Source organism: Fischerella sp. (genome assembly GCF_013388695.1).
Classification (GTDB): Bacteria; Cyanobacteriota; Cyanobacteriia; order Cyanobacteriales; family Nostocaceae; genus PCC9605.
In genome coordinates this window covers 49242-72722 of the sequence record NZ_JACAEU010000007.1, presented here as the reverse complement: position 1 = coordinate 72722, position 23481 = coordinate 49242, and the positions used below count along the sequence as shown (strand labels likewise).

23 protein-coding genes are annotated in these 23481 nt (G+C 40.8%); 11 read left to right on the top strand and 12 right to left on the bottom strand.

The window, feature by feature from the left end; all coding sequences use genetic code 11:
- Window positions 1-106 precede the first annotated feature (106 nt).
- On the bottom strand, window positions 107-331 hold the full coding sequence (locus HXY43_RS00995) for a hypothetical protein (RefSeq protein ID WP_290878839.1): 225 nt from the start codon (window positions 329-331) through the stop codon (window positions 107-109).
- On the opposite strand from HXY43_RS00995, the gene HXY43_RS00990 reads away from it, so the two are divergent.
- Window positions 331-996, top strand: a complete 666-nt coding sequence (locus HXY43_RS00990) for a DUF2996 domain-containing protein (protein ID WP_290878837.1) — start codon at window positions 331-333, stop codon at window positions 994-996. The two genes, HXY43_RS00995 and HXY43_RS00990, sit on opposite strands and share 1 nt — an antisense overlap.
- On the opposite strand, the gene HXY43_RS00985 is transcribed toward HXY43_RS00990, so the two are convergent.
- The 3 genes from HXY43_RS00985 to HXY43_RS00975 form a co-directional block, all read right to left on the bottom strand.
- Entirely contained in the window at window positions 993-1499 is a 507-nt protein-coding gene (locus HXY43_RS00985) for an NINE protein (protein ID WP_026735296.1), read from the bottom strand. The two genes, HXY43_RS00990 and HXY43_RS00985, sit on opposite strands and share 4 nt — an antisense overlap.
- Window positions 1500-1909: 410 nt before the next feature.
- On the bottom strand, window positions 1910-2485 hold the full coding sequence (locus HXY43_RS00980; RefSeq protein WP_290878835.1) for a GerMN domain-containing protein: 576 nt from the start codon (window positions 2483-2485) through the stop codon (window positions 1910-1912).
- A gap of 453 nt (window positions 2486-2938) precedes the next feature.
- Window positions 2939-3229: a hypothetical protein gene (locus HXY43_RS00975; RefSeq protein WP_035140260.1), complete on the bottom strand. Its 291-nt coding sequence runs from the start codon at window positions 3227-3229 to the stop codon at window positions 2939-2941.
- Window positions 3230-3515: 286 nt separating this feature from the next.
- Here HXY43_RS00975 and rsmA point away from each other — a divergent pair, with 286 nt between their 5' ends.
- The 5 genes from rsmA (at window position 3516) to HXY43_RS00950 (ending at window position 6298) form a co-directional block, all read left to right on the top strand.
- Window positions 3516-4334, top strand: coding sequence for a 16S rRNA (adenine(1518)-N(6)/adenine(1519)-N(6))-dimethyltransferase RsmA (gene rsmA, locus HXY43_RS00970; protein WP_290878830.1), 819 nt, complete (start codon window positions 3516-3518; stop codon window positions 4332-4334).
- A gap of 95 nt (window positions 4335-4429) precedes the next feature.
- Window positions 4430-5383 carry a 4-(cytidine 5'-diphospho)-2-C-methyl-D-erythritol kinase gene (gene ispE / locus HXY43_RS00965; RefSeq protein ID WP_290878898.1) on the top strand — a complete coding sequence of 318 codons (954 nt, stop codon included), beginning with the start codon at window positions 4430-4432 and terminating at the stop codon, window positions 5381-5383.
- A 92-nt stretch (window positions 5384-5475) separates the two neighbouring features.
- On the top strand, window positions 5476-5793 hold the full coding sequence (locus HXY43_RS00960; RefSeq protein WP_026735300.1) for a DUF3082 domain-containing protein: 318 nt from the start codon (window positions 5476-5478) through the stop codon (window positions 5791-5793).
- Window positions 5794-5937: 144 nt separating this feature from the next.
- Window positions 5938-6180 (top strand): hypothetical protein, encoded by a 243-nt coding sequence (locus HXY43_RS00955; RefSeq protein ID WP_290878828.1) that lies wholly within the window; start codon window positions 5938-5940, stop codon window positions 6178-6180.
- Window positions 6158-6298 (top strand): hypothetical protein, encoded by a 141-nt coding sequence (locus HXY43_RS00950; protein ID WP_290878826.1) that lies wholly within the window; start codon window positions 6158-6160, stop codon window positions 6296-6298. The genes HXY43_RS00955 and HXY43_RS00950 overlap by 23 nt, the downstream gene beginning before the upstream one ends.
- Window positions 6299-6344: 46 nt before the next feature.
- Here the strand turns inward: HXY43_RS00950 and HXY43_RS00945 are convergent, their stop codons facing one another.
- Both HXY43_RS00945 and HXY43_RS00940 read right to left on the bottom strand, forming a co-directional pair.
- On the bottom strand, window positions 6345-7082 hold the full coding sequence (locus HXY43_RS00945; RefSeq protein ID WP_290878824.1) for a glutathione peroxidase: 738 nt from the start codon (window positions 7080-7082) through the stop codon (window positions 6345-6347).
- 166 nt (window positions 7083-7248) lie between these two features.
- Entirely contained in the window at window positions 7249-9195 is a 1947-nt protein-coding gene (locus HXY43_RS00940; RefSeq protein ID WP_290878822.1) for an alpha-amylase family glycosyl hydrolase, read from the bottom strand.
- A 480-nt stretch (window positions 9196-9675) separates the two neighbouring features.
- Between HXY43_RS00940 and HXY43_RS00935 the strand changes: the two genes are divergently transcribed.
- Entirely contained in the window at window positions 9676-11745 is a 2070-nt protein-coding gene (locus HXY43_RS00935) for a cation:proton antiporter (protein WP_290878820.1), read from the top strand.
- A gap of 72 nt (window positions 11746-11817) precedes the next feature.
- Here HXY43_RS00935 and HXY43_RS00930 read toward each other — a convergent pair whose 3' ends face one another.
- From HXY43_RS00930 to HXY43_RS00915, 4 genes are all read right to left on the bottom strand, one after another.
- Window positions 11818-12414: an NIL domain-containing protein gene (locus HXY43_RS00930; protein ID WP_290878818.1), complete on the bottom strand. Its 597-nt coding sequence runs from the start codon at window positions 12412-12414 to the stop codon at window positions 11818-11820.
- Between the two features lie 456 nt (window positions 12415-12870).
- A complete protein-coding gene (locus tag HXY43_RS00925) occupies window positions 12871-13455 on the bottom strand; it encodes a gamma-glutamylcyclotransferase (protein ID WP_290878817.1) in 585 nt (194 codons plus the stop codon).
- A gap of 180 nt (window positions 13456-13635) precedes the next feature.
- A complete protein-coding gene (locus tag HXY43_RS00920; RefSeq protein ID WP_290878815.1) occupies window positions 13636-14808 on the bottom strand; it encodes a hypothetical protein in 1173 nt (390 codons plus the stop codon).
- 454 nt (window positions 14809-15262) lie between these two features.
- The gene (locus tag HXY43_RS00915) at window positions 15263-15718 is read right to left on the bottom strand and encodes a hypothetical protein (protein ID WP_290878813.1); all 456 of its coding nucleotides are present in this window, start codon (window positions 15716-15718) and stop codon (window positions 15263-15265) included.
- A gap of 788 nt (window positions 15719-16506) precedes the next feature.
- Between HXY43_RS00915 and HXY43_RS00910 the strand changes: the two genes are divergently transcribed.
- Complete coding sequence (locus HXY43_RS00910; protein ID WP_290878896.1) at window positions 16507-17622, top strand: ferrochelatase; 1116 nt, start codon at window positions 16507-16509, stop codon at window positions 17620-17622.
- A gap of 88 nt (window positions 17623-17710) precedes the next feature.
- Here the strand turns inward: HXY43_RS00910 and HXY43_RS00905 are convergent, their stop codons facing one another.
- Window positions 17711-18256 carry an NADPH-dependent FMN reductase gene (locus tag HXY43_RS00905; protein ID WP_290878812.1) on the bottom strand — a complete coding sequence of 182 codons (546 nt, stop codon included), beginning with the start codon at window positions 18254-18256 and terminating at the stop codon, window positions 17711-17713.
- A gap of 426 nt (window positions 18257-18682) precedes the next feature.
- Between HXY43_RS00905 and ftsH the strand changes: the two genes are divergently transcribed.
- The 3 genes from ftsH (at window position 18683) to HXY43_RS00890 (ending at window position 21873) form a co-directional block, all read left to right on the top strand.
- Window positions 18683-20587 (top strand): ATP-dependent zinc metalloprotease FtsH, encoded by a 1905-nt coding sequence (gene ftsH, locus HXY43_RS00900; RefSeq protein ID WP_290878810.1) that lies wholly within the window; start codon window positions 18683-18685, stop codon window positions 20585-20587.
- Between the two features lie 243 nt (window positions 20588-20830).
- Complete coding sequence (locus tag HXY43_RS00895; RefSeq protein WP_290878808.1) at window positions 20831-21217, top strand: hypothetical protein; 387 nt, start codon at window positions 20831-20833, stop codon at window positions 21215-21217.
- Window positions 21218-21438: 221 nt separating this feature from the next.
- Complete coding sequence (locus HXY43_RS00890) at window positions 21439-21873, top strand: DUF4870 domain-containing protein (RefSeq protein ID WP_016871697.1); 435 nt, start codon at window positions 21439-21441, stop codon at window positions 21871-21873.
- 114 nt (window positions 21874-21987) lie between these two features.
- Here the strand turns inward: HXY43_RS00890 and HXY43_RS00885 are convergent, their stop codons facing one another.
- The gene (locus HXY43_RS00885; protein WP_290878802.1) at window positions 21988-23298 is read right to left on the bottom strand and encodes a lipid-A-disaccharide synthase; all 1311 of its coding nucleotides are present in this window, start codon (window positions 23296-23298) and stop codon (window positions 21988-21990) included.
- Window positions 23299-23481: the final 183 nt, after the last annotated feature.

Genomic DNA, 23481 nt, shown 5'->3' with positions numbered 1-23481 from the left:
AGGAAAGATGCAATACCTACTAGCTACAGACTGTTATAAAAATTTATTTCTGGGGAACTATAACAATAGCCACTGAAAACTAAATTACAAATGTACTTGATAGCGTCTATTTTTTAGCTCTGACGCTATGGCGCGGAGCGATCGCTGTTCTGTTCACAAAAGAATGGTGCGTTTGAAATCTGAAGAGGATTTGACTAAATATTGCATTGGTTGTTTGCAAACCTTGATCGATATATATAGACTGGCTGTGCTGTGTCAAAATGAAGATGACTAAGGTGAGCGATCGCTCCCAAAGCTCCCCTAAAGCTAGACAAAGGATTGATCTGAGCAATGGCAGAACAAACCAATCACAATGAAGCGGGAGAGGTAGCTCCCAGCACAGTTGACAAGCAGGTTCCCACTGTCGCCGAACAACACGCTCCCAGCACCGACTCACCGGAAGCGACAGACATTCCAACTTCCAGCGCACCAGATCCCAAAGCGGCAAACCCCGAAACAAATCCAAATGCTGCTAAAACTAAAACTGCACCACCCAAGCGGGAAAAACCAGCTGCCGCAGCGAAAGCAGCAGACGGTGAAAAACCTGCCGCCGCAGCTAAAGCAGCTAAAAAGGAAAAAGCACCAGCAGTTGAAGATAAACCATTTGCAGAGTTTATCCAGCAAGATTACTTGCCTGCTTTGCAAAAAGCTTTAGCCAAAGAAGGGGTAAAAGATTTACAGCTGTCCTTTGTGAAGCAGAATGTTCCTATCAAAGGGATGGAACAACTCGGTGAGTCTTGGCAAATTGTCGGCAATTTTCCAGATGGCGTGCGCCATTTTAACCTGTATTTTCCTGATGAAAACATTCAAGGAAAAAAGGCATTTTCCTGTAATGAAGGAAAACGCCCTAGCACTCTTGAATCATTCTTAATTGATGAACGCAAAACCACACTAGATTTATTAGTGTATGGTCTGATGCAGCGTTTGAACGGTCAAAAGTGGCTGGGGAGAAATTAGCCTAGTTCGTGAAAGTGGTAGGTAACGGCTCCGGTAATAGGATCGTTATCTATCCTCACATAACCTGATTTCAGCATCTCCTTTAAAGCTGCTTCTACATCTGTAAAGCTAGCACCAGTTGCCTTCACTCCTTGAGTTACAGTTAGCATCCCACCCCGCTTTTCTGCCGCTTCGATCAACTTGACTATCAGTTGATTACCCGTGGGCCGGTATACTTCGGAAACAACTACTGGTTGCTCTAGTGGTACACCCAAGGGGGAATAACCTGCTTTTAACCTCAGTCTTAATTCGTGTTCTTCTACCATTTTCGGGATGAAGAACAAATCTACAAACTGCCCCACACCAAATACACCATAGGTTACTAGCCATAACAAACCTGTCCCTATCTTGCCATTGTATAAACGATGCAGGCCTCCCAACCCAAAAAACCAGGCTGCATTCAAGATATAGGAAACAAGCAGGCGCTCTTGATGGTCTTTATTGGTGTTGTTTTCAACATTCATCTTGTGTTCAACCCCTCGGACTCGTCGCTCTTGCTTTTTTAGTTAGACAGTTTTCTTATTCTTTTTTGTTTCTGAAGAAAATAGCCAGTTAGAGTAGTGAAATTGGTCAGCCACTCTATCAAAGACAGAGTAGTTGATAATCCTAAGATAACCAACTTCTCAGAGATTTACAGAAACTGAAGTGGCAAAAAATACAATATATTAATTTTTATGTCACGTTTTCCGATCTGTCGATTGTGTCTCTGTATAAATATGTTGTTTCAGTTAAAACTCACTTAATACCAATATTGAGATTCTGACTATAGATATATCTAGCGATCGCTCTGTCAATTCTAATCACCCCATCACCTTCCTTTCATTTGAAGATTACTGAATCGGTGTTCTAACACTGACTCACCACCAACAAATTCCTAAAGTATAATTTCCTTGCCTTTTTCGGTAAAGCGAACATTTTTAATTCCCCATAGGGGATTGCTTGTTAAAGTTTTGCGAAGACTGCCAAATAAAGCAAACTGTTCGCAACTCGAAAGAGAATTTATTCGCCGCTGGGAATTAGGAGTGACTCGTAAATCTACTGTGGCGACACCATTTTTAAGGTTAACCCGATATCCAGAGAAGCTAAAGTCGGCGCTATCCCGTTGCTCTAAGATTTTACCCACCGCAGCTGTTACAGGTTCTTGTGCTGGTACTGCAACTGTTTGTGGAATTAGCTCTTGACATTGTGTATCACTTGTGTATAAAGTGACGTTCACGGTTTTATCTGCGTTGCTGTTATCGGTAGAGCTTTGTTGAGGTGCGGGTGACTCATTCCTAGGTTGAGGATTGAGTCTTGCTGTACTTTGAGTTGGTGATGATGTAATGTTGGCAGTTGTGCTGTCAGTACTACCAGGGTTTGGGCTAGAACTACAACTGCTCAAACTGGCAACCATTGCCACAACTATTACAGGGAATATATATCTTTTACCGGTGTTTATAGTTTTGTTCATAAATTTTTAGCCGCGGGTTGATTTTATGGCATTGCTGAATCATGCGGATGAATTTACAATTCACGGGTGTGTAGAGACGTAGCATTGCTACGTCTCTACAAAAATGTTTACAAACATAATTCATGACCAAGTTCAGCAACGTCTATTTTATTAAATTCGCTTTCGCTGTTATAAAATCAGCATAAATTTAAGAAATAAGGTAGAACGCATAAATTTGAACTTAGACTAAGTAAAAAAGCATAAATAAACTAAAAGCGGGGCGGGCTAGAAGCCCACCCCAGAATATTATTAAAGCTATTGTGGGGTGGGCATCCTGCCCGCCTGTATAAAATACAAGATATTTTACATTTAATTATGTTGATCTACTTATCAGAGTACGCTCACGAACATCTAGTTAAGCAATGGACACCATTGGCGAGTTTCGATCAAGAGTTTTATTTTGCCAACGAATTACTAAATAATACTATCCAGCCACTTTTTCATCATCTCAATCAAAATGTCAACGAGGGGATGATTAAGCATTGTCCTCAGTCCTTCTATTCCTCCAGCTAGCAGAACAGATAACAACTTTGCTCTTAATTTTGGAACTTCTCTAGTTGTTGATTCAGTTCTAACTAGCTTAATTTCAGCCTGATTGAGATTTGCTCCACTGAGATGAGAAATTATATTTGGATTTTTCCTCTGCTGTTCATTCCAAACATGCACACCTAGCCTCAGTTGTGCAAGATGCTCCCTATTTGACATTACAATTTCTCCCTATACCCGTTGTTTTTACAATAGGGCAACACCAACTTCAAAGCTGCAATCAAACTATCAAAAACTAAACTATCAAACTGTACTATAAAAGCTTCTACGCAGCTTTCCCGACTTTCCTGAACAATAAGAGCATTTCTGTTATTTATATCACCTTGATTTTTTTGTCAATATAAAATTGAGAACACTGATTAAAATGTAGAAATAAAAAGTAAGAAAAAAGTCAGAAATGAATTTTTGATAAAAACTTAAAATCTAGATGCGGTGAGGAAAATCAATGATACGACCACGCAAGGTATTTGCTCAGCATTGGCTCAAAAGTGAAAAGGCACTCGGAGAAATTATTACGGCCGCACAATTAAAACAGAGCGATCGCATTCTGGAAATAGGCCCTGGTACTGGTATCCTGACTCGTCGTTTGTTACTCTTGGTACAATCTTTAGTTGCAGTCGAAATTGACCGCGACTTGTGCGAGCATTTGGTTAAGGAATTGGGTAAGGCTAAAAATTTCTTACTTTTACAAGGAGATTTTTTGGAATTGGATGTACTATCACTCCTAGAAGGTTATCCAGCTTTCCAAAACTCCAATAAAGTTGTTGCTAACATCCCCTACAATATCACCGGGCCGATCGTAGAAAAACTCTTGGGTACAATTGCCAACCCCAATCCACATCCATACGATTTAATTGTTTTGTTAGTACAAAAAGAAGTAGCAGAAAGGCTGGTAGCCAAACCAGGTTCAAAAGCATTTGGGGCGTTGACAGTGCGAGTACAATATTTGGCTGAATCTGAGTTAATTAGTGTAGTGCCAGCAGGAGCGTTTTATCCACCACCAAAGGTAGACTCAGCAGTGGTAAGACTAACACCTCGGAAAATAGAACCAGCAGCTGATGACCCACGCAAATTAGAGACTTTGGTAAAATTGGGGTTTGGAGCAAAGCGTAAAATGTTACGAAATAATTTGCAATCACTTGTAGAACGCGATCGCTTGACCCAATTACTGGAACAATTAGAAATAAATCCCCAAGCTCGTGCTGAAGAACTCAGCGTCAGGCAATGGGTAACACTAGCAAATCAGTTAGTGGTTAGTGGTTAGTGGTTAGTTGTTGGTGGTTAGTTGTTGGTGGTTGGTTGTCTCCCCACCTCCGGTTCTCCCCACCTCCGGTTCTCCCCATCTCCCCATTCTCAAAAATGCGTCATTACACCCTCATCGCCCCTGCTAAAATCAACTTATATCTGGAAATTATTGGCGATCGCCCTGATGGCTATCATGAGTTAGTAATGATACTGCAAAGTATCGACCTTGCCGACCAAATTGATATACAAGCAAGTAGCACTGACGCCATCCGTGTTCGCTGTAACCACCCGCAAGTACCCACAGACAAAAGTAACCTGGCATACCGCGCGGCCGAACTCATGGCTACAGAATTTCCTGACGCCTATGCCAAGTATGGTGGTGTAGATATCACTATTACCAAACGCATTCCGATTGCTGCTGGGTTAGCAGGGGGTTCAACGAATGCAGCAGCAGTGTTGGTAGGAATAGACTTGTTGTGGAATTTGGGACTAACTCAATCGGAGTTAGAAGAATTGGGAGCTATTTTGGGTTCAGATGTACCGTTTTGTGTAGCTGGTGGCACTGCTATTGCTACAGGCAGAGGCGAACAACTTTCTCCCCTACCGAGTTTGGATACTATATATATAGTATTGGCAAAATACCGAAGCTTGGAAGTTTCCACCCCTTGGGCATATAAAACCTATCGCCAAGAGTTTGGCAGTTCGTACCTAAGAGATAAAGATAGTTTGGCAGCACGTGCTAACGCGGTGCATTCTGGAACAATGGTGAAAGCTATCCTGCACAAGGATGCAAGAGAAATCGCTCAAAAGCTGCACAACGATTTAGAGAAGGTGGTATTGCCAGCTTATCCTCAAGTTTTGCAACTGCGAGAGACTTTTGCCAACCAAGAAGGTGTTTTAGGAACTATGATGTCTGGTTCTGGCCCAACTGTGTTTGCACTATGCGAGTCTAAACAGCAAGCAGAACAATTACAGTTGCATGTTAGAGAGGCAATTCCCGATCAAGATTTAGAATTGTTCGTGACTCAGTTAATCACACACGGTATTAAGGTAAGATCGTCGGTTTAGAACATATATCATATCTCTATGGCTATATAACCATAGAGATATGATTAAGCACTTCAGACGCAAAGGATGCTTAAGGAGTAAACAAAGATTTTATGAGCGATCCAAATTTAACGCAACCAACACAGACTCAAACGCAAGTTCAAGCAACTCCCTTACGCAGTTTAATTGGGGCGGTAATTTCGGCTGGATTAGCATTCGCAGCATACTCTCTCATGATTGCTATAGCCACTAGTTTTGCTGCCAAGCCAATTCATTCTCATAATCCTATAGTGCTGAATATTTCCTCTGCTGTGCGTACTTTAGTTTTAGGTGTGGCTGCTTTAGCATCAGGGGTATTTGCGATCGTGGCTGTTGGTTTATTAGCTTTGGCTGTTCAACTTTTATTTCAGCATTTAACAAAGCATCATTGACGGTGATTTATGGTTGGTACAAATTCCAAAATCATCAGCTTATGCTGTGTGTGGCACGTTTTTTTGTGTGCTAATTGGGTTGGTGGGTGGTGTTTTGTCTAGTGAGGTGTGGTGGAAACTTCAAGGTAGGAATTACAATCCTTTTTGTTGCTGGTACGAGCAATTTTAGCAATCCCAAGAGCAATTCACGAACTGATCTGGGGATTGTTTTTTGTGAATATTTTCGGATTCTCAACTGCAATTAGTGCTGAAGAACCAGCGACAATAACTAGTTTAGTGATGCGCGATCGCATAGTTACGATCGCCAATGGCAAAGATGGGCTAAAGTATTCAGTCAAAAGCAAGGACGGTACTGTGTTGAGCTGTGTTGAGTGCCAATATCAGTGAAAACGAACTCGCCCAAAAGCACCCTGATGTGTATGAACAGGTTCGTCCAGCTTATGCTAATGACAAAAAAATCCCTGGTTTACTCATGTGGGTGGGGGACTTGGAAGTTCAGCCTTAAAGTGTGGAGACTCACCTTACCCTTGCCCCCGCTTGTGGCTTCTGCCTTATCTAGTAGTACTCAAATAAGCAGTCAACGCTTCGGAACCGCCAATGTGTTTGCCATCAATAAACACTTGTGGGACTGTTGTTGCACCTGTGATAGCTTTTAAGGAGTGAGTTGTTGCATCTTTACCCAAGACAATTTCTTCGTAATCCAGATCGTTTTGCTTGAGCATTTCTTTGGCACGTGCACAGTAGGGACAACCAGGTTTTGTAAACAAAGAAACCAACTGGGGCTTCGCTGCGTCTGGATTGATGTATTTGAGCATTGTCTCAGCATCAGACACCTTAAAGGGATCGCCTGGTTCCTCTGGCTCAATAAACATTTTGTCAACCACGCCATCCTTTACTAACATGGAATAGCGCCAAGACCGCTTGCCAAAGCCCAAGTCTGATTTATCTACCAGCATACCCATACCCTCAGTGAATTCACCATTACCATCGGGTATGAAAGTTATATTATCTGCTTGTTGATCCTTTGCCCATTCATTCATCACAAAGGTATCGTTGACAGAAACACAGACAATGTCATCCACACCATTTTCTCTGAAAGTTTTTGCTAATTGGTTGTAGCCTGGAACATGAGTTGATGAGCAAGTAGGTGTAAAAGCTCCTGGTAGAGCAAAAACCACTACAGTCTTACCTGCAAATAAATCATCGGTTGTCACATCTACCCACCGATCGTTCTGACGGACACGGAAGGTGACGTTGGGAACTTTTTGTCCTTCGCGATATGGCAACATAACTTTAACTCCTAGCGAATTAGAATTTAGCAATCGTAAATTATTCTAAACAAAGCGTACTCATTTCGAGTACGCCCTGTCAAGATGTTAAAGGTTGTTGTTGGTTGTTTGGAAAGACTACTAACTACCAACCACTAACCACTAACCACCAACAGCGCAAAGTGCTTTAAGATTCCCGTCCCGATGCCCAAGTATCACGCCACTTGACAGTACCCTCACTGGCAATTACCCAACGCCGAGAGACAAGATTTTCCCGCAAAGGAGAACTTCCTTCCCGCCACATGGCATATTTATAGCTGATCAGCTTGCCTGCACTTTCATTAAAGGGAATCTCAGCAAACCAAGTATTAGAGTTGATGTACTCCAAGGGGTATGCTTTGCTAATGTCCCAATTCCCAAGTTCGGGGCAGTCGCCAATTACGACGATGGTTTCTCCCGGTTGGGTGCATACGCCATTGAGTTGTACCCGGACAATGGTTTGCCCTTTGACACGTTCGCCAACATGACTAATGGCGATCGCTTCTTTGGGAGCAAGTTCTAGGTTATAAATTTTGCCATCCTTGACTTCAAACTTGCGTCCCGTTAACAAACAGGTATGTTCTCTATCTGGTAATTCAGTTTCTACCTCTTCTAAGGTAACTGCATCACCTCTGTTCAAGGCGACAAAGCAACGTGAATCACGGTAGCGGCGTACGTAGCAGTAAACATCTGGTGTAATATATTTCTGCCATTGGCTACCCATTGATATGGCTGGGTTGAGACGACGCAGCCCAGAAAGTTTCCGCACATCCCGATAGATAGGAGTATCGGTATCCCATTTCTCCATCATCGGGCGGTTGTAGGGGTCGTTATTACCGTAGATATTGTTATCGCCATTGGTATCATTATGCAGATATTGTTCAGTGCCATAAAACAAACAAGGAATACCGCGAGTTGTCATCAACAAAATCACCGCCAACCGCAGCGTATCGGGATCGGGATTGAGAGTTTGAAAACGGTGCATATCATGGTTGTCGATAAACGTAATCAGTTCCGTCGCACCGTTATAGCGATAGTCCAGATCCAGTACGTTCTGAATCAGATAAAACCCTCGATCGTCGTGGGTTGCTAAAGCTTGCCGAATTGCCATGCACAAGCCAAAATCTAGGATCGTCATGCCAGAGTTATTGGCAAATTCCACAGCGCGATCGCTATCTGGATGGCTGTAAATCCATTCACCAAAAATAAACACATCTGGTTTGTGATTGTACATTTCGCCAGTAAACTCTTGCCAAAACCAGATAGGCATGTGCTTGACTGTATCAACTCGCAGTGCATCAACGCCACGATCTAACCACTGCTTAATAGCAGATTTGATGTAATTACGGTACTGAATATTGTTTTCGTTAAAAGTAGCTAAACCTGAGAGTTCACAGTTTTGAACCTGCCAATCATCTTCCCAGTCTGTAACTTCACCGTAGTGATGATACCAATGGTCTTTATCATCATTAAAGTCAGCAATCTTGACGCCATCATCATACAATTCACCCTTACGACCACCAGTATCAGGGCTGCTATGATTGCAGACTATATCCAGTACCAGCTTCATTTTACGCTGATGTAATTCTGCAATTAAGCGATCGAAAACAGTGTTTCTCTTATCTTGAGTTTTGTTAAGAGAAGGGTCATCATCAGCTGCTATGTAGCGGGGATTTAAACGCTTAAAATCTCTTGTCCAGTAGCCGTGAATAGCAGCACTTTCAATGAATAATTCCTCAACTTGCTCAAATAAAGGGGTTAGCCAAATAGCAGTCACCCCCATATTCTTGAGATAATCTAGCTTGTCAATAATTCCTTGTAAATCTCCACCCCAATACTTACCCCATTCTTCTCGATTGGGATCGTAAAGTTCGGAATTTATACCTACACTGTTATTAGGATCGCCATCATAAAAACGGTCAACGACAATGAAATAAATCGTTTCTTGGCGAAATTCTATGTCTCTTGTGTAGAGAAATTCTAAATCAATATCTGTATCTGAGGTCGGTGCTTTGACAATTGCTTCTACTTCTCCTGTTGGGTTTTCTACTTTGTATTGAGTATCTGAAGTTTGAGATGGAGGATTTGTTACCATAGCCACTTAATCCAAAAAGATGTTGCGAAATGTAAATTTCAAAAAGTCAATTTTACAGAAAAATTATTTCATAATTGCATACATCTTTCAATTGAAATAATCTATTTAAAAGTTAAAATAATAAATCTATCTAAAGTGTTTTTGTATTCGCACTTTAGATAGATTTTCTAATCTGGGAGCGCTATAGTATAATTCCTGGCAATATATTGTCTATAAATAACTATTCATCAATCAATTTCTATCTTCCTTTAGGTTATTTGTGATTGCTTCTTAAGGAGAGCCTAAAAGTAAAATATAATTGCCTATGTTAATGATTATTTGGTTTTCCATATAAAAAGTAAATCATCATTAAGTAAATGATTATTTAATGTATATTAACACAGAGGCTTTCTACATACAATCTGTAAATCTTTCTGGTTAAAAAGTCACTTTTTTAGGTTATAAACGTTCTACCCACTAAATTAATTAAGAGGTAAAAACTTGCTAGCACAGAGTCCAATTATTGCATTCACCATTCTTCTGGTCGTCATCTTTACCGTACCCCCTATTTTTGAGCGGCTGCGATTACCTGGATTAGTAGGTTTATTGATAGCAGGTGTAGTACTAGGTGAAAACGGACTCAACCTTCTTAACTCCGAATCCGAAACCATTAAACTGCTATCGGAGATCGGCAAAGTTTATTTGATGTTCGTAGCAGGTTTAGAAATTGACCTAGAGCAATTTCGCAAAACTAGAAATCGCTCAATCGGTTTTGGTACTCTAACATTCTTAGTACCAATGATTGCTGGCATTATTGTTGGTAGATTATTTAATTTTAGTTGGAATGCTTCTGTCCTGATTGGTTCTTTGCTTGCCTCTCATACTCTCTTGGCATATCCAATTGTCAGTCGTCTGGGAGTGGTGACAAATGAGGCAGTGACAGTGACAATTGGTGCTACGATTTTCACCGATACAGGTGCTTTATTAGTGCTAGCAATTTGTGTTGGCATTCATGGAGGAGAATTCACAGCCCTAAGTTTAATTACGCTTTTGGGTGGATTGGCAATTTACTCTGTGGTTGTTTTATTTGGCTTTGACTGGGCAGGAAAAGAATTCTTTCGACGTTCTGGTGATGAGCAAGGCAACCAATTTTTATTTATCTTGCTGGCGTTATTTTTAGCATCTTTAGGAGCGCAGGTAATCGGAGTTGAGAAAATTGTTGGTGCATTCCTAGCAGGTTTAGCTGTCAATGATGTTTTAGGACGCAGTCCTGTTAGAGAAAAAGTCGAGTTTATTGGTAGCGTTTTGTTTATCCCTTGTTTTTTTGTGGACATGGGATTGCTGATTGATATCCCTGCTTTTATTAAAACCCTCAGTTCAATTTGGCTAACTGTAGCAATTGTAGTGGGGTTGATAGGCAGTAAATTTGTGGCTGCATTTATAGCCAAACTGCTTTACCACTACAATATACCAGAGATGCTGACAATGTGGTCATTGTCACTGCCGCAGGTAGCTGCCACGCTAGCAGCAACTTTGGTTGCTTATGAAACACTCAACAGTGCAGGTGAGCGCTTAATTCATGAAGGTGTTTTAAATAGTGTGATTGTGCTGATGCTGGTGACTGCAATTCTTGGCCCGGTGATTACAGCACGGTTTGCGAGTTCATTAACAGTTTCCCAGACTGACTGGGCAACAGATCAACTATCAACGTGGTGGCAAGCAGATACTTGTGAAGTGGATGGACAAATGCGCTATCCATTCACCGTCGTAGTTCCCGTCTATAACCCCCAAACCCAGCGCTATTTGATTGAAATGGCAGCGCTACTAGCACGTCACGAATCTGGAAAGATTGTACCATTAGCGATCGCCAAATGCCATGTTCAAATGGACGATCCGCGATTAAAAACAGTACTAGATCAAAGTCAGCAACGATTGAAGGGTGTTTTAGAAATTAGTCAAGAATTCGGCGTGGAGGTATCACCAGTCATTCGGATTGATGATGATGTAGCTTTGGGAATTTGTCGCGTCAGTCGCGAACAAAACGCCAGTTTAGTCGTGATGGGATGGTCGCGTCACACAGGCTTTCGCGCCCGCTTATTTGGTAATGTTATTGATAGCGTCTTCTGGTCTTCTCACTGTCCGGTAGCAGTCACAAGATTGCTGAGTAGTCCCACAACAATCCAGCGCATTCTCGTACCAGTTGGAGATTTTACACGGCAAACTATGGGTGCTGTGCGGTTTGCCCAAATTTTGGCTGATGCCAATCAAGCAGAAGTGGTATTGTTACACGTGTGCGATCGCCGAACACCCCCAGTTCAGGTTGATAAGTTTAAGTCTCAACTGTCTGGTATCGCTGCTCAAAGTAAGTTACAAGTAAATACCGATATCCAAACCATTACTAGTGATGATGTGGCTAGAGTAATTATTCGGGAAGCTAAAACCTTTGATTTAGTTGTTTTGCGATCGACTCGCTATCGTACCGCTGGTGGTTTAGCTGTCAGCGAAGTAACAACGCAGGTGGTTAAAGAGTTAACTACTTCAATCGTGTTGCTGGGAGAACCTCATTCGTAATGTCGTCATCCGTCCTTAGTCATTATGTCATTTGTTTCAACTAATGACCAATGACTAATGACTAATGACTAATCACAACCAAATTTGTAAGCCTAGTTGTTTAAGATACCTTAAGCCATAGACAATTTGTTCGCGATCGCCCCAAAGTTCTAGATCAAACCAACCATCATTTTCAGTATTGGTATTGAATAAGGCTCTAACAATGTTAACAGTTATACCATAGCAAGAAACTAGCCCTGCAATTACTGGAAAAGAACGATAGTTTTTGGGAATGCAAACTTGAAACTTAGCGCGGGTTGTTTGTCCTTGGATTGCATTCAAATCATCTACTTTTTTGGGACTATTGAGTAAAATCTGTAAATTTTCCACACATTCTTGGGGAACTGTTTTGAGATTTAGCTGTTCAATTTCTACACCCAGTTCCTGGAGATAGGCAAAACCTGCTTCTAGCTGTTGACAACTTCCTTGAATTTCTAAATTAAACCAACCGTCTTCTTTAGTCTCGGCTTCAAAAGCAGCCGCTGCAATGTTAATTGTTAAGTCGTAGCGAGAAATTAGTCGGGAAACAATCGGTTGACCATAGTATTCCTGAGGAACCCGAATGCGAATGCAATCCAATGTGGGATTAACAGTAGTAGATACATTCATCAGTCCAATCCCCTGAATCATAAAAATTCTCCTGGAATTCAAACAAAGCTAAAATCCTTTGTTTGAATTCCAGTAGCACCTTTGCAATTATTCCATAAAGAACTAACTCTAGTAAATTGATAGTCTTACTGTAGTTTATACTAACACAATAAGTCTCTGCAATGTACAAGCATAAGAATTTGCAATCATAGTAGTTATAAACTCCTGCTTTAGTATATGTTTTTTTCGCTATGCAGATGTCGTATTAATTACCAGTGTTTAATTATGAACTGCAAACCAGCATACCAATGAAAAACATTATTTTTTGCATAAAAATCTTATTCAAGAGGTTTGTTGAAAGCTTGATTTTGACTGTTTACTGAGAGAATTTATATACCAAGCTAATAAAAAGACACTCTCGCTGAGTGTCTTTTCTCTTACAAATTTGAATTTTTTGGAATTTTGCGAATTTGATATTTTGATTTTGATTGCTTAAAACTAGCCCCTAACTTGTTTGATTTGATAAATCTGTTGCAGTTGATACATATGATTAAACAAATTCCAACAATATTCTTCTGGTAATCCGCAGGTAACAGCACCCCGCAAGACTACGTTAAAATACCAGTCGTTGGGTGCATGTTCTTCGGATAACTTGTTAACAACTACATAAGTCCGAACATTTTTGTAAACTCGTCCTTTGCAGTGAATATCTACAAATTCATGTCGATAACCGGCGCGAGGAACTTCTTCTCTTTCATCAAGGCGATCGCTAAATCGCCAAGGTAGCTGGTAAAGTACACCATGTACCGTACTAGCTGGATCTTTGACTATATCCAATACACCACACTTGCGAAATGAAGAATACCGATAAAACCCTAGTCGATAGCCTTTGAGTATTCCAGGTGCAATCACGTAAGAATGGGTCTTTTCACCAAGCGATCGCTTTAAATCCACAGGGCACATGCAAGATCCATAAGCAAAATAGTAAAACATCGGCTCTTGTTTTTGCAGTCCCAAATTTAAGTTCGTAGGATTTTGAGACTGTACCCAGTTGTGGTGTGAGTGTCCACTCTGTTTGCCCATCTATCCTTGCAAGTATCAACTACAATCAGGAATTATACTATAAACTTGCTAAGTATATAAATAAAAACTACTATAATTTGATTGATTAACCGTATTTTAAAAGAGTAAGGGGAAAAGGAAAAAAATCTCTTTTACCTTTGCCCATCCCCCTTTTATCTTTAACTTTTCCCCAACCAAAGATTAACTTTGTGCACTGCTGAGGAGTTGATTCCACGCCTTAAGTACAAACCGTAAATTCTCAGGTAGACGATTTTGAGAAATATCGTTGTATTGAACAGTACCGTCACTGCTAGTGAGGGTGTAGCTCGTGTAATCAGCAGCACCTGAAGGGGCTGGGTAATTCAGATTCTGGAATTCACTAGATCCCTTTTCTTCTAGCAATTTCTGAAATCTCCGCACCTGTTGCTGAGAAACGCGGCGAACGCTGCGTTCAGAGTCGTTAGCGTCACCTATGCGAACGCGAATCAAACGCCCGTCATCTAGCAAAACAGTTTCGTAGGTTCTACCGATAAAACCACCACTAGAGATTTGCCGAAAAACTATACCGCTTTCTAAAGGAGGTGGTAATTCGTTACTGGGTATTGGCACAGGCTTAACACTTTCTTTATTGGTGATTGGTTTGGGTATACTTATGAGGCTTGCAGTTTCATTCAACCTGACTTGAGAACCATCACGATTAGCACGATAAACCAGACGTTGTTTTCCAGCTTGTACAGTTACTTCCCAAGCCTGTTGAGCAATTTGTATACACGCCTCATCAGGACGTGGCAAACCCAGACAGCCATCTGTAGTTAGTTGTCCGACTTTAACAATGCGTAGTTGAGAAGTTGGCAATCCTGTGAATTTGGATGCAGCAGCTAAAACATTATCTCTAACAGAAGTGGGTAAATTATCTGATTGGTTATTTGGGGGAGTATTAGGATTTGCTAAGCGCAAAGAACGTCCATTGCTATTAGTGTGATAAATCCATGTTTGACTACCGTCAGACACCATCACCTGCCAACCCGGAACTAAGGCTTGGGTACAAAATTCACCTGGTTTAGGCAGGTCTAGGCAGCCATTGCGCCAAGTCTTTTGACTAAATTCAGTTATTTCCAATTTGTTGGGTAGAATTCCCTGTGTCCGTGATACATCTCGCAGTACAGCCCTTGCTACTGGTTGCGGTAAACCATTGTTACTAGCATTTACTTTGAGGATTTCATTTGCTGTTTCTGGCAAAATATCTCTAGGAGCAGCTATTGCGCTTTTTAGTAGTGTAAAGCCACTACTAATAGATAAAATGCCAGTTAATATCAAAGCCGTGAAAATTTGCGCTTGTTTGGTGGTACAATAATTTTTCAAGATGGTTTTCATGAGAGTATTGCCAGATTAGTCATTAGTTAGCAAAAATTAGCCAATAATCATAAGTCCAAAAGTCTACTGGTGACTAGAGGTAAAAAGATAAAGGATAAATCAATATATCATCCCATCACTGATTTCATCGGGATAAATTTTACGCCTGTTTTGCAAAGCGCTCATAAGGAGAGACGCTGAACTTTTTATTTTTTGTTCCTTAATTATGACTTAGTTTGAGTATGGCTATCTTAGCCCTCGCTACTTGTGTTTTCCAGCTTGGGGAAAATTGCCATTGACTGAGCGAGAGGATTTAATGATGTAGATTTACTCATGAAGGGAAGCAGCAAACTTCATGGCTTCACGTCAGTAATTTTACTAGCTTATACCAAGTTGCAGTCAAAGAAGTAATCTGTCATGTTAGAAAGCAACTTGGCATTAGACAGCGATCGCTGCTCAATTAAGTATGATTTGGCTAATCAAATCTAATAGTAGCGGCAGCCCAATCTTTTAAATCAGGTGCTAGCCAAACTAATTTTCGCAAGATTTCATCGTTTACCCACAGCACCAAGGGAAACTCAAACCGTTTGGAAAGCTCATCCCGCATCAAATTTGTAGATACGATCAGCTGATTAATTGCCACCACAGATTCTAAACCCTGTACCATCAAAGCTTCGGGTTGAGTAGAACCGAGGGCGCTGGTAATAGTTGTATAAAGCGTTTCCGCAGAAGCAGGGATAGACAATTCTGTGATTGCAAGTGGTAAAAATTCATTTAACAAACTCAATAATTGCTGCTGCTTGTTTGTAGAGTTACAGCAGGCTAAAAGCAGTGAAAATTGCCCTTGGGAAAGCATTATTGCCCTTGCTAACCTCTGGGTGGCAGTGGTAATGTTTATTTTGCTGTCTTGGTTATTAATTAGGCTTATCATTATAAACTTTGAGTTTAGTTTTAATAATTATTTACTATATTCAGCAAAATCACTCAGTGTCTTAAGCGTTATTGCAGCCATTGAGTAGTGTTGGGGAGATTTCGATGGTTTGTATTCCACAATTTTACTTACAGTATATTTCTCTATTTTGTTCTATTTTGTGGTGTATCATCTCATAAGCATCGATAGTTTACGTAATTTTGCTAAAAATACACAATAAATAAACTTTAGTTAAAATTTTCTACAAAAATTGAGTCTATTTTTCTACGTAAGTGTAACTAGACGTAAATAAGTAAGATTATTATGGTAGTTGGTAGAAACTGAGATCTATCTTGAAAGTTGGGCATAGGGCATGGGGCATTGGGCTTTGGAAGAGAGATTTTCATTCTTTGCTGTGCGCCCCGGTGCATGGGAGTCTTGCACCCTTGTTTGAGGGCTATTGCATAGGCGTGAAAGATGTGAATAGAAATTGGTTTAGCTAGATATTCCAGTCTTTTGGTACCACAACAATTAATTACTGAAATAATTACTGAAAATCTTTAATCCCCCATCCCAGGTATGAAATCAAAGCCATGTATTTGTTGTTATATTTATCCTATCCCCCGGGATAGGATAGTATTCTAACTAGTGCAGTGCGGCAAAAATAACCATACAGGTCGAAAGAACGCAGCCATTTTAGGCTACCAGACGAGCATTATTCCCTTATACTTTCTGCCTTCTGACACTAGTAAGACAAACAAAAAAGCTTGCCAAAAGCTTTCTCATTTGGTTGCATTGAGGAACTAATTGTGGTTGCCACGCCGGAAAAACTAGAACACACCCACGAGAAATTGCCAAGTCAACAACGAGTAGCCGTATTACTCATGGGCTATGGCGAAGTTGAAAGCTACGAAGATTTCGCTAACTATAATGAACAAGCTTTACATTTACTAACAGCAAAATTCGCACCAGTACCAACTTGGATTTATCCTCCTTTGGCAAAAATTTTGGCGCTATTTGATCGCCATGAGTGGGGACACCAACACAATGATTTTATTTCTCCGCACAATGCTATCTTTGAAAAGCAGCGTGCTGGTATTGAGAAGAGTTTGCAACAAAAGTGGGGCGATCGCGTCCAGGTATTCAAAGCTTTCAACTTCTGCGCCCCCTTTCTTCCCAAACAAGTCTTGGCAGAAATCAAAAACCAAGGTTTTGACAAGCTGTTAATTTACCCGCTGTTGGTAGTTGATTCTATCTTTACTAGTGGTATTGCGATCGAGCAAGTGAATAAAGCTTTATCGCAGATGTCTGATGGTAATGAACACTGGGTAAAAGGGCTACGCTACATTCCTTCTTTTTACAACGAACCCGCCTATATTGATATGATGGTTCGTCTGGTAGAAGAGAAAATTGCTAGCAACTTAGCCACCGCTTACCTACCTGCGGAAATAGGTATTGTCTTGATGAATCACGGTTGTCCCCACAAAGCCAAAGGCTTTACCTCCGGGATTACTGAAAGTCAAGCACTCTACGATTTGGTACGGGATAAATTAATTAATCGCTATCCTCTGATTTCTGTAGGTTGGTTGAACCACGACACACCCCTAATTGAATGGACACAGCCAAATGTCGAACAAGCTGCAAAAAACCTGATTCAATTGGGTGCAAAAGCGGTGATGTTCATGCCTATTGGCTTTGCCACAGAAAACCATGAAACTCTGTTGGATGTACACCACATTATTCATGCGCTACAGAAAAAGCATCCCACTGTAAACTACATCCAAATGGCCTGTGTCAACGATCGTCCAGAATTCTTGGAGATGGCAGCCGAATGGGCAAATCCTCATATTGCTGAGTTGTTATCAGAACAGGCGATGACGGTTAACCCGCAGCTAGCGGTAGCCCATCATCACCACCATCATTAAGAAGAGGGGGAGATGGGGAGAGGGGGAGAAAGAAGAATTATTTTCTCTCCCACTCCCCCACTCCTACACTCCTCCACTTTCCCACTCTTTAATTCACGCCTCGTAGCTTGCGGCTATTGTCAACTAAACTTTGAGCAAATTGATCAAACCTTTGAGAAAGCTTGTCATCTAACAGCTTACCTTCAGCATTGAAAGCTTTCCACGCTTGTCCAATTGCTACTTGTTCTGGAATTACCCAAGCATGAACCCATCTGAGAATTACTCGTAAATCATTCAAAGCGTTGCTGTTAGGCTGTCCCCCCAACACACTGATTAATCCTGCTACTTTACCAGACAGCTGATCAAAACTCATCAAATCCAAGGCATTTTTCAAGACACCACTGACGCTACCATGATACTCTGGTGTCGCCAAAATTAACCCATCAGCACTACTAACAGCATCCTGCAACCGCTTCACATCAGGGTAATCTGGATATTCATCTCCGCCATCGCAAAACGGTAACTGCATCTCGCGCAAATCCAGGATTTCTACCTCTGCACCTAAAGCTTCTACACGTTGAACTGCCAAACGCAAAGCCATCTGACTGTAAGAGCCAGGTCTTAAACTACCACCGATGCCAACTATTTTCACCATGATTCATTAACCAAGCACTAATTAACTTTAATAACCAGCTACGCTATCTCAAGACAGATTTTTGCAATACGGAATCATTACGACTATGAATAAATTCTAGCTATTTATGACGTAATATGTCAAATTCCGGTTAGACCTCAAATTTTCTAGTAGGAAGATAAAAAATCACCTGACTGCAAGAGGATTTTTGTAAAAAAATTACTAATTATCTACATGTGTGCCAAGTAAAGCGATCGCCCTCCACTTCCTTAAAGGTGAATCAAGAGTCTGAACTCAAAGCAGCATTCAGCGACCTAAGCCGAGAAATTTGGGAATGAGTTTTTATGAAAGCTACACTAGAGTGAGAAAAGGTTATTTCAACTATTTCTAGAAAAAAGCCATAAAAATCAGCGCTCAGCTTATTGCAGCGGACAAAGGGTAATTCTTATGAACAGTTTTGAGAAAAAACCACCGATGAAACAGCGATCGACAAAGCGAGCAGCTTTGACAGGAGCATTGGCAGCCAGCTTGATGATGTTGCCAGGATTTGTTGGGGGTACTCCCGCCTTGGCACAAAAAGCAGAGCGTGACTCCCTTAGCTATGGCGAATTGTTGCAAAAAATTGAGAACAGAGAAGTTCAAAGAGTAGACCTAGATGAAACAGAACAGATAGCAAAGGTTTATCTCAAAGGACAACAGCCAGATGCCCAACCGCAACAAGTGAAGCTTTTCGAGCAAAATCCAGAGTTGATTGCTGCACTCAAAGCTAATGATGTTCAATTTGATGAGGTTTCCTCTGCTAATAGTAGAGCTGCTGTTGGACTTTTGATTAACCTAATGTGGATTTTGCCACTGGTTGCTTTAATGTTATTGTTTCTACGCCGCTCTACGAATGCTTCCAGTCAAGCAATGAACTTTGGCAAATCCAAAGCTCGCTTTCAAATGGAAGCCAAAACCGGGATAAAATTTGACGACGTAGCGGGCATTGAAGAAGCGAAAGAAGAACTCCAAGAAGTTGTTACCTTCCTCAAGCAACCAGAAAAATTTACTGCTGTCGGCGCACGCATTCCTAAAGGAGTACTATTAATAGGGCCTCCGGGAACTGGTAAAACTCTATTGGCAAAAGCGATCGCTGGCGAAGCAGGTGTTCCCTTCTTCAGTATCTCCGGTTCGGAATTCGTAGAAATGTTTGTAGGTGTGGGTGCATCCCGCGTCCGTGACTTGTTCAAAAAAGCTAAAGACAACGCTCCTTGTTTGATATTTATCGATGAAATTGATGCTGTCGGTAGACAAAGGGGTGCTGGTATTGGCGGCGGAAACGATGAAAGAGAGCAAACCCTCAACCAGCTGCTGACCGAGATGGACGGTTTTGAAGGTAACACCGGCATTATTATTATTGCTGCTACCAACCGCCCAGATGTATTAGATGCAGCCTTGCTTCGACCGGGACGCTTCGATCGTCAAGTGATTGTTGATGCACCTGACCGCAAAGGCAGGTTGGAAATTTTAAAAGTTCATGCGCGGAACAAGAAAATAGATCCGTCTGTTTCTTTAGAAGTTGTTGCGCGTCGGACACCAGGTTTTACAGGCGCAGACTTAGCTAACCTCCTCAACGAAGCAGCAATTCTGACAGCACGGAGACGAAAAGATACAATTACCCAGATAGAAATTGACGACGCTATTGATAGACTAACAATCGGATTAACGCTGAATCCACTCTTAGATAGCAACAAAAAGCGATTGATTGCTTATCATGAGGTCGGACATGCTCTTTTGGCTACACTTTTGCCACACGCAGATCCTTTAAATAAGGTGACAATTATTCCCCGTTCTGGTGGAGTTGGTGGTTTTTCTCAACAGATTCTCAATGAAGAGATGATTGACAGTGGTCTTTACACTCGCACTTGGATACAAGACAACATTACTATGACTTTGGGAGGAAAAGCTTCAGAAGCAGAAGTTTTTGGAGAATCTGAAGTTACGGGTGGAGCCAGCAATGATTTAAAAATGGTAACAAATCTAGCCCGCAAGATGGTGACTATGTATGGTATGTCTGACTTAGGGCTAGTAGCTTTAGAAACTCAAAATAGTGATGTGTTTCTCGGTAGAGATTGGGTAACTCGGAATGAATATTCCGAAGAGATGGCGACTAAAATTGACCGAAAAGTGCGAGAAATTGCAGTTTATTGTTACCAAGAGGCTCGTCGTATTATCCGTGAAAACCGAGCGCTGGTAGATAGACTTGTAGAATTGATAGTAGAACAGGAGACTATCGAAGGAGAGCAATTCCGACAAATTGTTGCTGAATATACCAAGTTACCTGAGAAACAACAATTAGCAGTGTTTAGTTAGAGTTAGTTAGTGGTTAGTGGTTAGTGGTTAGTAGTTAGTAGGGGCGCAAGGCTTTGCGCCCCTACAGTGGTTGTTGGTTTTTGGTTAGTTATGAAAATCAACAATCTATTTTTTTATTAAGGGCATTAGCTTTGGTTTGATGATGAGTAGAAATACTATTAACTTTAGGATTAAAATTTCTGAAGAGGTTAAGTGAGCTTAAATAGAAGCTAAATTTCACCCTTTGCAGGACTCACACAAACCATGCTGACTGATATGTTGCCTTTTAGCTTTGAGTTAGATACAGTGGCCATTGCTGGAGCAAGTTTATGGTCATTGGCGCTATATCTGGGTTTTTCGCCAGTCAGTGAATGGGTGATCGAGCAACTCAACCGCTGGTTTAACTTTGCGGAGCGATCGCTTTACACTAGTAAGTCAGAATTTGAAAAGACTCGTCAGGCGAGAGAATCACAAAATGCTTTTTACGCCTCAGTGTTTAGCATAATTCCTTTTCTTGCGTTTGGTGCTTTATGTAACTGGGGTGTAGAAGTAAGTTTAGGTCGCAGCTGGGCGATTAGTATGGGGATACTCGCCTGTATTGGTTGTGGTGTTTACGAACTGGGACGACGGGACGGCAATTCTTCTGACTAAAAAACAGATAAGTACATAATGCGACCCGGAGAAATAAAAATCTCCGTGTCTTTGTGTCTTGGTGTTTAAAAGGTGAAAATAGAAATAAACACCATGAATATTAATATATATTACAAAAATTACAATTATTACCAATCACTAACTGAAAAATATATGTAGATGATCTTTATTGATTAACTCTATTTGCATCAACTCTTTAGCATCAAAAGGCAATTATAAAGATGCATAACCCACTTGATGAAACAACTCGTGCTTGGGGAATGGCTTGTCATCTTTCTGCACTAGGAGGGTTTATTATCCCATTTGGCTCGGTTTTAATTCCCCTAATTATTTGGCTGACTCAAAAAGAGAAGCACCCATTTATTGATGAACAAGGAAAAGAATCTGTTAATTTTCAGATTTCACTGATAATTTATTTATTATCATTTTGCTTGATTTTAGTTTTGTTAATAGTACTAATACCTTTCATATTAGGTCTTTTATCAGAAGATAATTCACTGAGTTTTTTATATTTATTTATACCTTTGCAAATCTTACCAGTATTTGTTGTTATGGCTGTGATGCTTTTTCAGTTAATCATGGCGATTATTGCAGGAGTTAGAGCATACAACGGTCAATCTTACCGCTATCCTTTTAATTTACGACTTTTGAAGTAGTCACTTAAATATAATTGTTTTTCCATAGCAATCCTAAATCATTCGTGAGAGGCGAGATCCCTGACTTCTCTAAGAAGTCGGGGTATGAGAATCAAATCCAAAAATTTTAATCACCTAGCCTTTTATTTCTTCATACACCAATTTTGCTAGTTTATCGGCTGCACCTGTTTCTCCTCTAATGCTTTGTAGTTTTGCTCGCATTTTGTCCAATTTTTCTGGGTGATTTAAATAATCAAGAACAATTTCCCCAACTTCTTCAGGTTGAAGTTTTCCTACTAATTCTGGAACAACTTCTGATTTTGCCCAGATATTAGGCCATGCTAATAAGCCTTTACGCTGTAAAAATATCCAGTTAATTAATTTGGCAAAACTTGAACCTACTCCTGGTAAATTTGCCAAAATTCCCGGTAAACCATCCCATGATTTCATAGCATCCAGTTGTTGAGTTGGTAGTAAGACAATCATTGGTACAGCTAAAGAACCGAGTTCGGCTGTATTTGCGCCTACTGTAGTTAAGCAAATATGACACTGGGACAATTTGTCGTAGGCTGGATGATTGGTGATTAATTCCACTGTTAAACCACTTGAGGTTTTCAGTATGGGAGGTTGAGAATTAATTAGTTCGGCAGATATACCACCGAAAGTTTTTACGTAAGGGTTTTTATCAGGATTGCCAAAACTAGCTAAAGTTTCTAATTCCAAAGTCGGTGCAACAGGAATAAAAAACTTTGTTTGCGGTCTTTTTGCATGAACATACTCTGCGATCGCCAAAGTCAAAGGTACTCCCTGGGATAATTTTGCAGGCTTTGATCCAGGGAGTAAACCAATCAATTCGGTCATTTGTCCTACCCTGCGGGAAGCTGCTAGCGCATCTATGTCATTTGTTATTTGTTCTTGGTCTTTTACCAATGACGAATGACCAATGACTGATGAAGCAGACGCAGCTGCTTCAGCCATCAAATCTCCCACAACTGTAAATTTGTGAGCATATTTAGGTGCTACTCCGGCAGCAACTTCTGGTTTCATCACCCCAAAACGGTCAATGAGATTATGCCAGCGTGCTTCCCATTCTGCATAAACAACAGTGCGATAACCTAGTCTTTTGGCGATCGCGACAGCAAAAAATTGGTCGCCGCCAAGAAAAACAACTACGCCACGACTTCTCCAATCCCAGTTTTCCTGAGTTTTTCCCCAGAGCAAAAATCGCCAAAAATGCTCTGCTGACTGGACTCTGTCTACTTCTGGGTAAGAACTAACTATATCTGCTTCTTTGCCACTAGCGTTTGGGCAAGGGGATAAAACTACTGAGATTCTAACTTGCGATCGCTCTTGTGGAAGTTTTTGCCTTAATGCCTTTACTACCGGGCGAACCCACGTAGTTACCTCTCCAGGCCCATTTGAGAGAATCAAAATGTCAAAAGTCATTGGTCATTAGTCCTTAGTCATTGGTTAGTGGTTAGTGGTTAGTGGTTAGTGGTTAGTAGTTAGTGGTTAGTGGTTGGTGGTTAGTGGTTAGTTGTCTCCACATCTCCCCATTTCCTGATATTTTGTAAAGAAAAATTTACATTTATGTGAGCATATACTTGTTAATTTTGTAAAAATTTGTAA

What these genes read in the sequence shown, in the direction of transcription:
- rsmA (WP_290878830.1), top strand. Translation starts at nt 3,516, where the DNA reads ATGATACGACCACGCAAGGTATTTGCTCAGCATTGGCTCAAAAGTGAA.
- HXY43_RS00885 (WP_290878802.1), bottom strand. Translation starts at nt 23,298, where the DNA reads ATGACTTTTGACATTTTGATTCTCTCAAATGGGCCTGGAGAGGTAACT.
- HXY43_RS00940 (WP_290878822.1), bottom strand. Translation starts at nt 9,195, where the DNA reads ATGGTAACAAATCCTCCATCTCAAACTTCAGATACTCAATACAAAGTA.
- HXY43_RS00890 (WP_016871697.1), top strand. Translation starts at nt 21,439, where the DNA reads ATGCATAACCCACTTGATGAAACAACTCGTGCTTGGGGAATGGCTTGT.
- HXY43_RS00925 (WP_290878817.1), bottom strand. Translation starts at nt 13,455, where the DNA reads ATGGGCAAACAGAGTGGACACTCACACCACAACTGGGTACAGTCTCAA.
- HXY43_RS00990 (WP_290878837.1), top strand. Translation starts at nt 331, where the DNA reads ATGGCAGAACAAACCAATCACAATGAAGCGGGAGAGGTAGCTCCCAGC.
- HXY43_RS00920 (WP_290878815.1), bottom strand. Translation starts at nt 14,808, where the DNA reads ATGAAAACCATCTTGAAAAATTATTGTACCACCAAACAAGCGCAAATT.
- ftsH (WP_290878810.1), top strand. Translation starts at nt 18,683, where the DNA reads ATGAACAGTTTTGAGAAAAAACCACCGATGAAACAGCGATCGACAAAG.
- HXY43_RS00960 (WP_026735300.1), top strand. Translation starts at nt 5,476, where the DNA reads ATGAGCGATCCAAATTTAACGCAACCAACACAGACTCAAACGCAAGTT.
- HXY43_RS00975 (WP_035140260.1), bottom strand. Translation starts at nt 3,229, where the DNA reads ATGTCAAATAGGGAGCATCTTGCACAACTGAGGCTAGGTGTGCATGTT.
- HXY43_RS00945 (WP_290878824.1), bottom strand. Translation starts at nt 7,082, where the DNA reads ATGTTGCCATATCGCGAAGGACAAAAAGTTCCCAACGTCACCTTCCGT.
- HXY43_RS00915 (WP_290878813.1), bottom strand. Translation starts at nt 15,718, where the DNA reads ATGATAAGCCTAATTAATAACCAAGACAGCAAAATAAACATTACCACT.
- HXY43_RS00980 (WP_290878835.1), bottom strand. Translation starts at nt 2,485, where the DNA reads ATGAACAAAACTATAAACACCGGTAAAAGATATATATTCCCTGTAATA.
- ispE (WP_290878898.1), top strand. Translation starts at nt 4,430, where the DNA reads ATGCGTCATTACACCCTCATCGCCCCTGCTAAAATCAACTTATATCTG.
- HXY43_RS00985 (WP_026735296.1), bottom strand. Translation starts at nt 1,499, where the DNA reads ATGAATGTTGAAAACAACACCAATAAAGACCATCAAGAGCGCCTGCTT.
- HXY43_RS00905 (WP_290878812.1), bottom strand. Translation starts at nt 18,256, where the DNA reads ATGGTGAAAATAGTTGGCATCGGTGGTAGTTTAAGACCTGGCTCTTAC.
- HXY43_RS00895 (WP_290878808.1), top strand. Translation starts at nt 20,831, where the DNA reads ATGCTGACTGATATGTTGCCTTTTAGCTTTGAGTTAGATACAGTGGCC.
- HXY43_RS00930 (WP_290878818.1), bottom strand. Translation starts at nt 12,414, where the DNA reads ATGATTCAGGGGATTGGACTGATGAATGTATCTACTACTGTTAATCCC.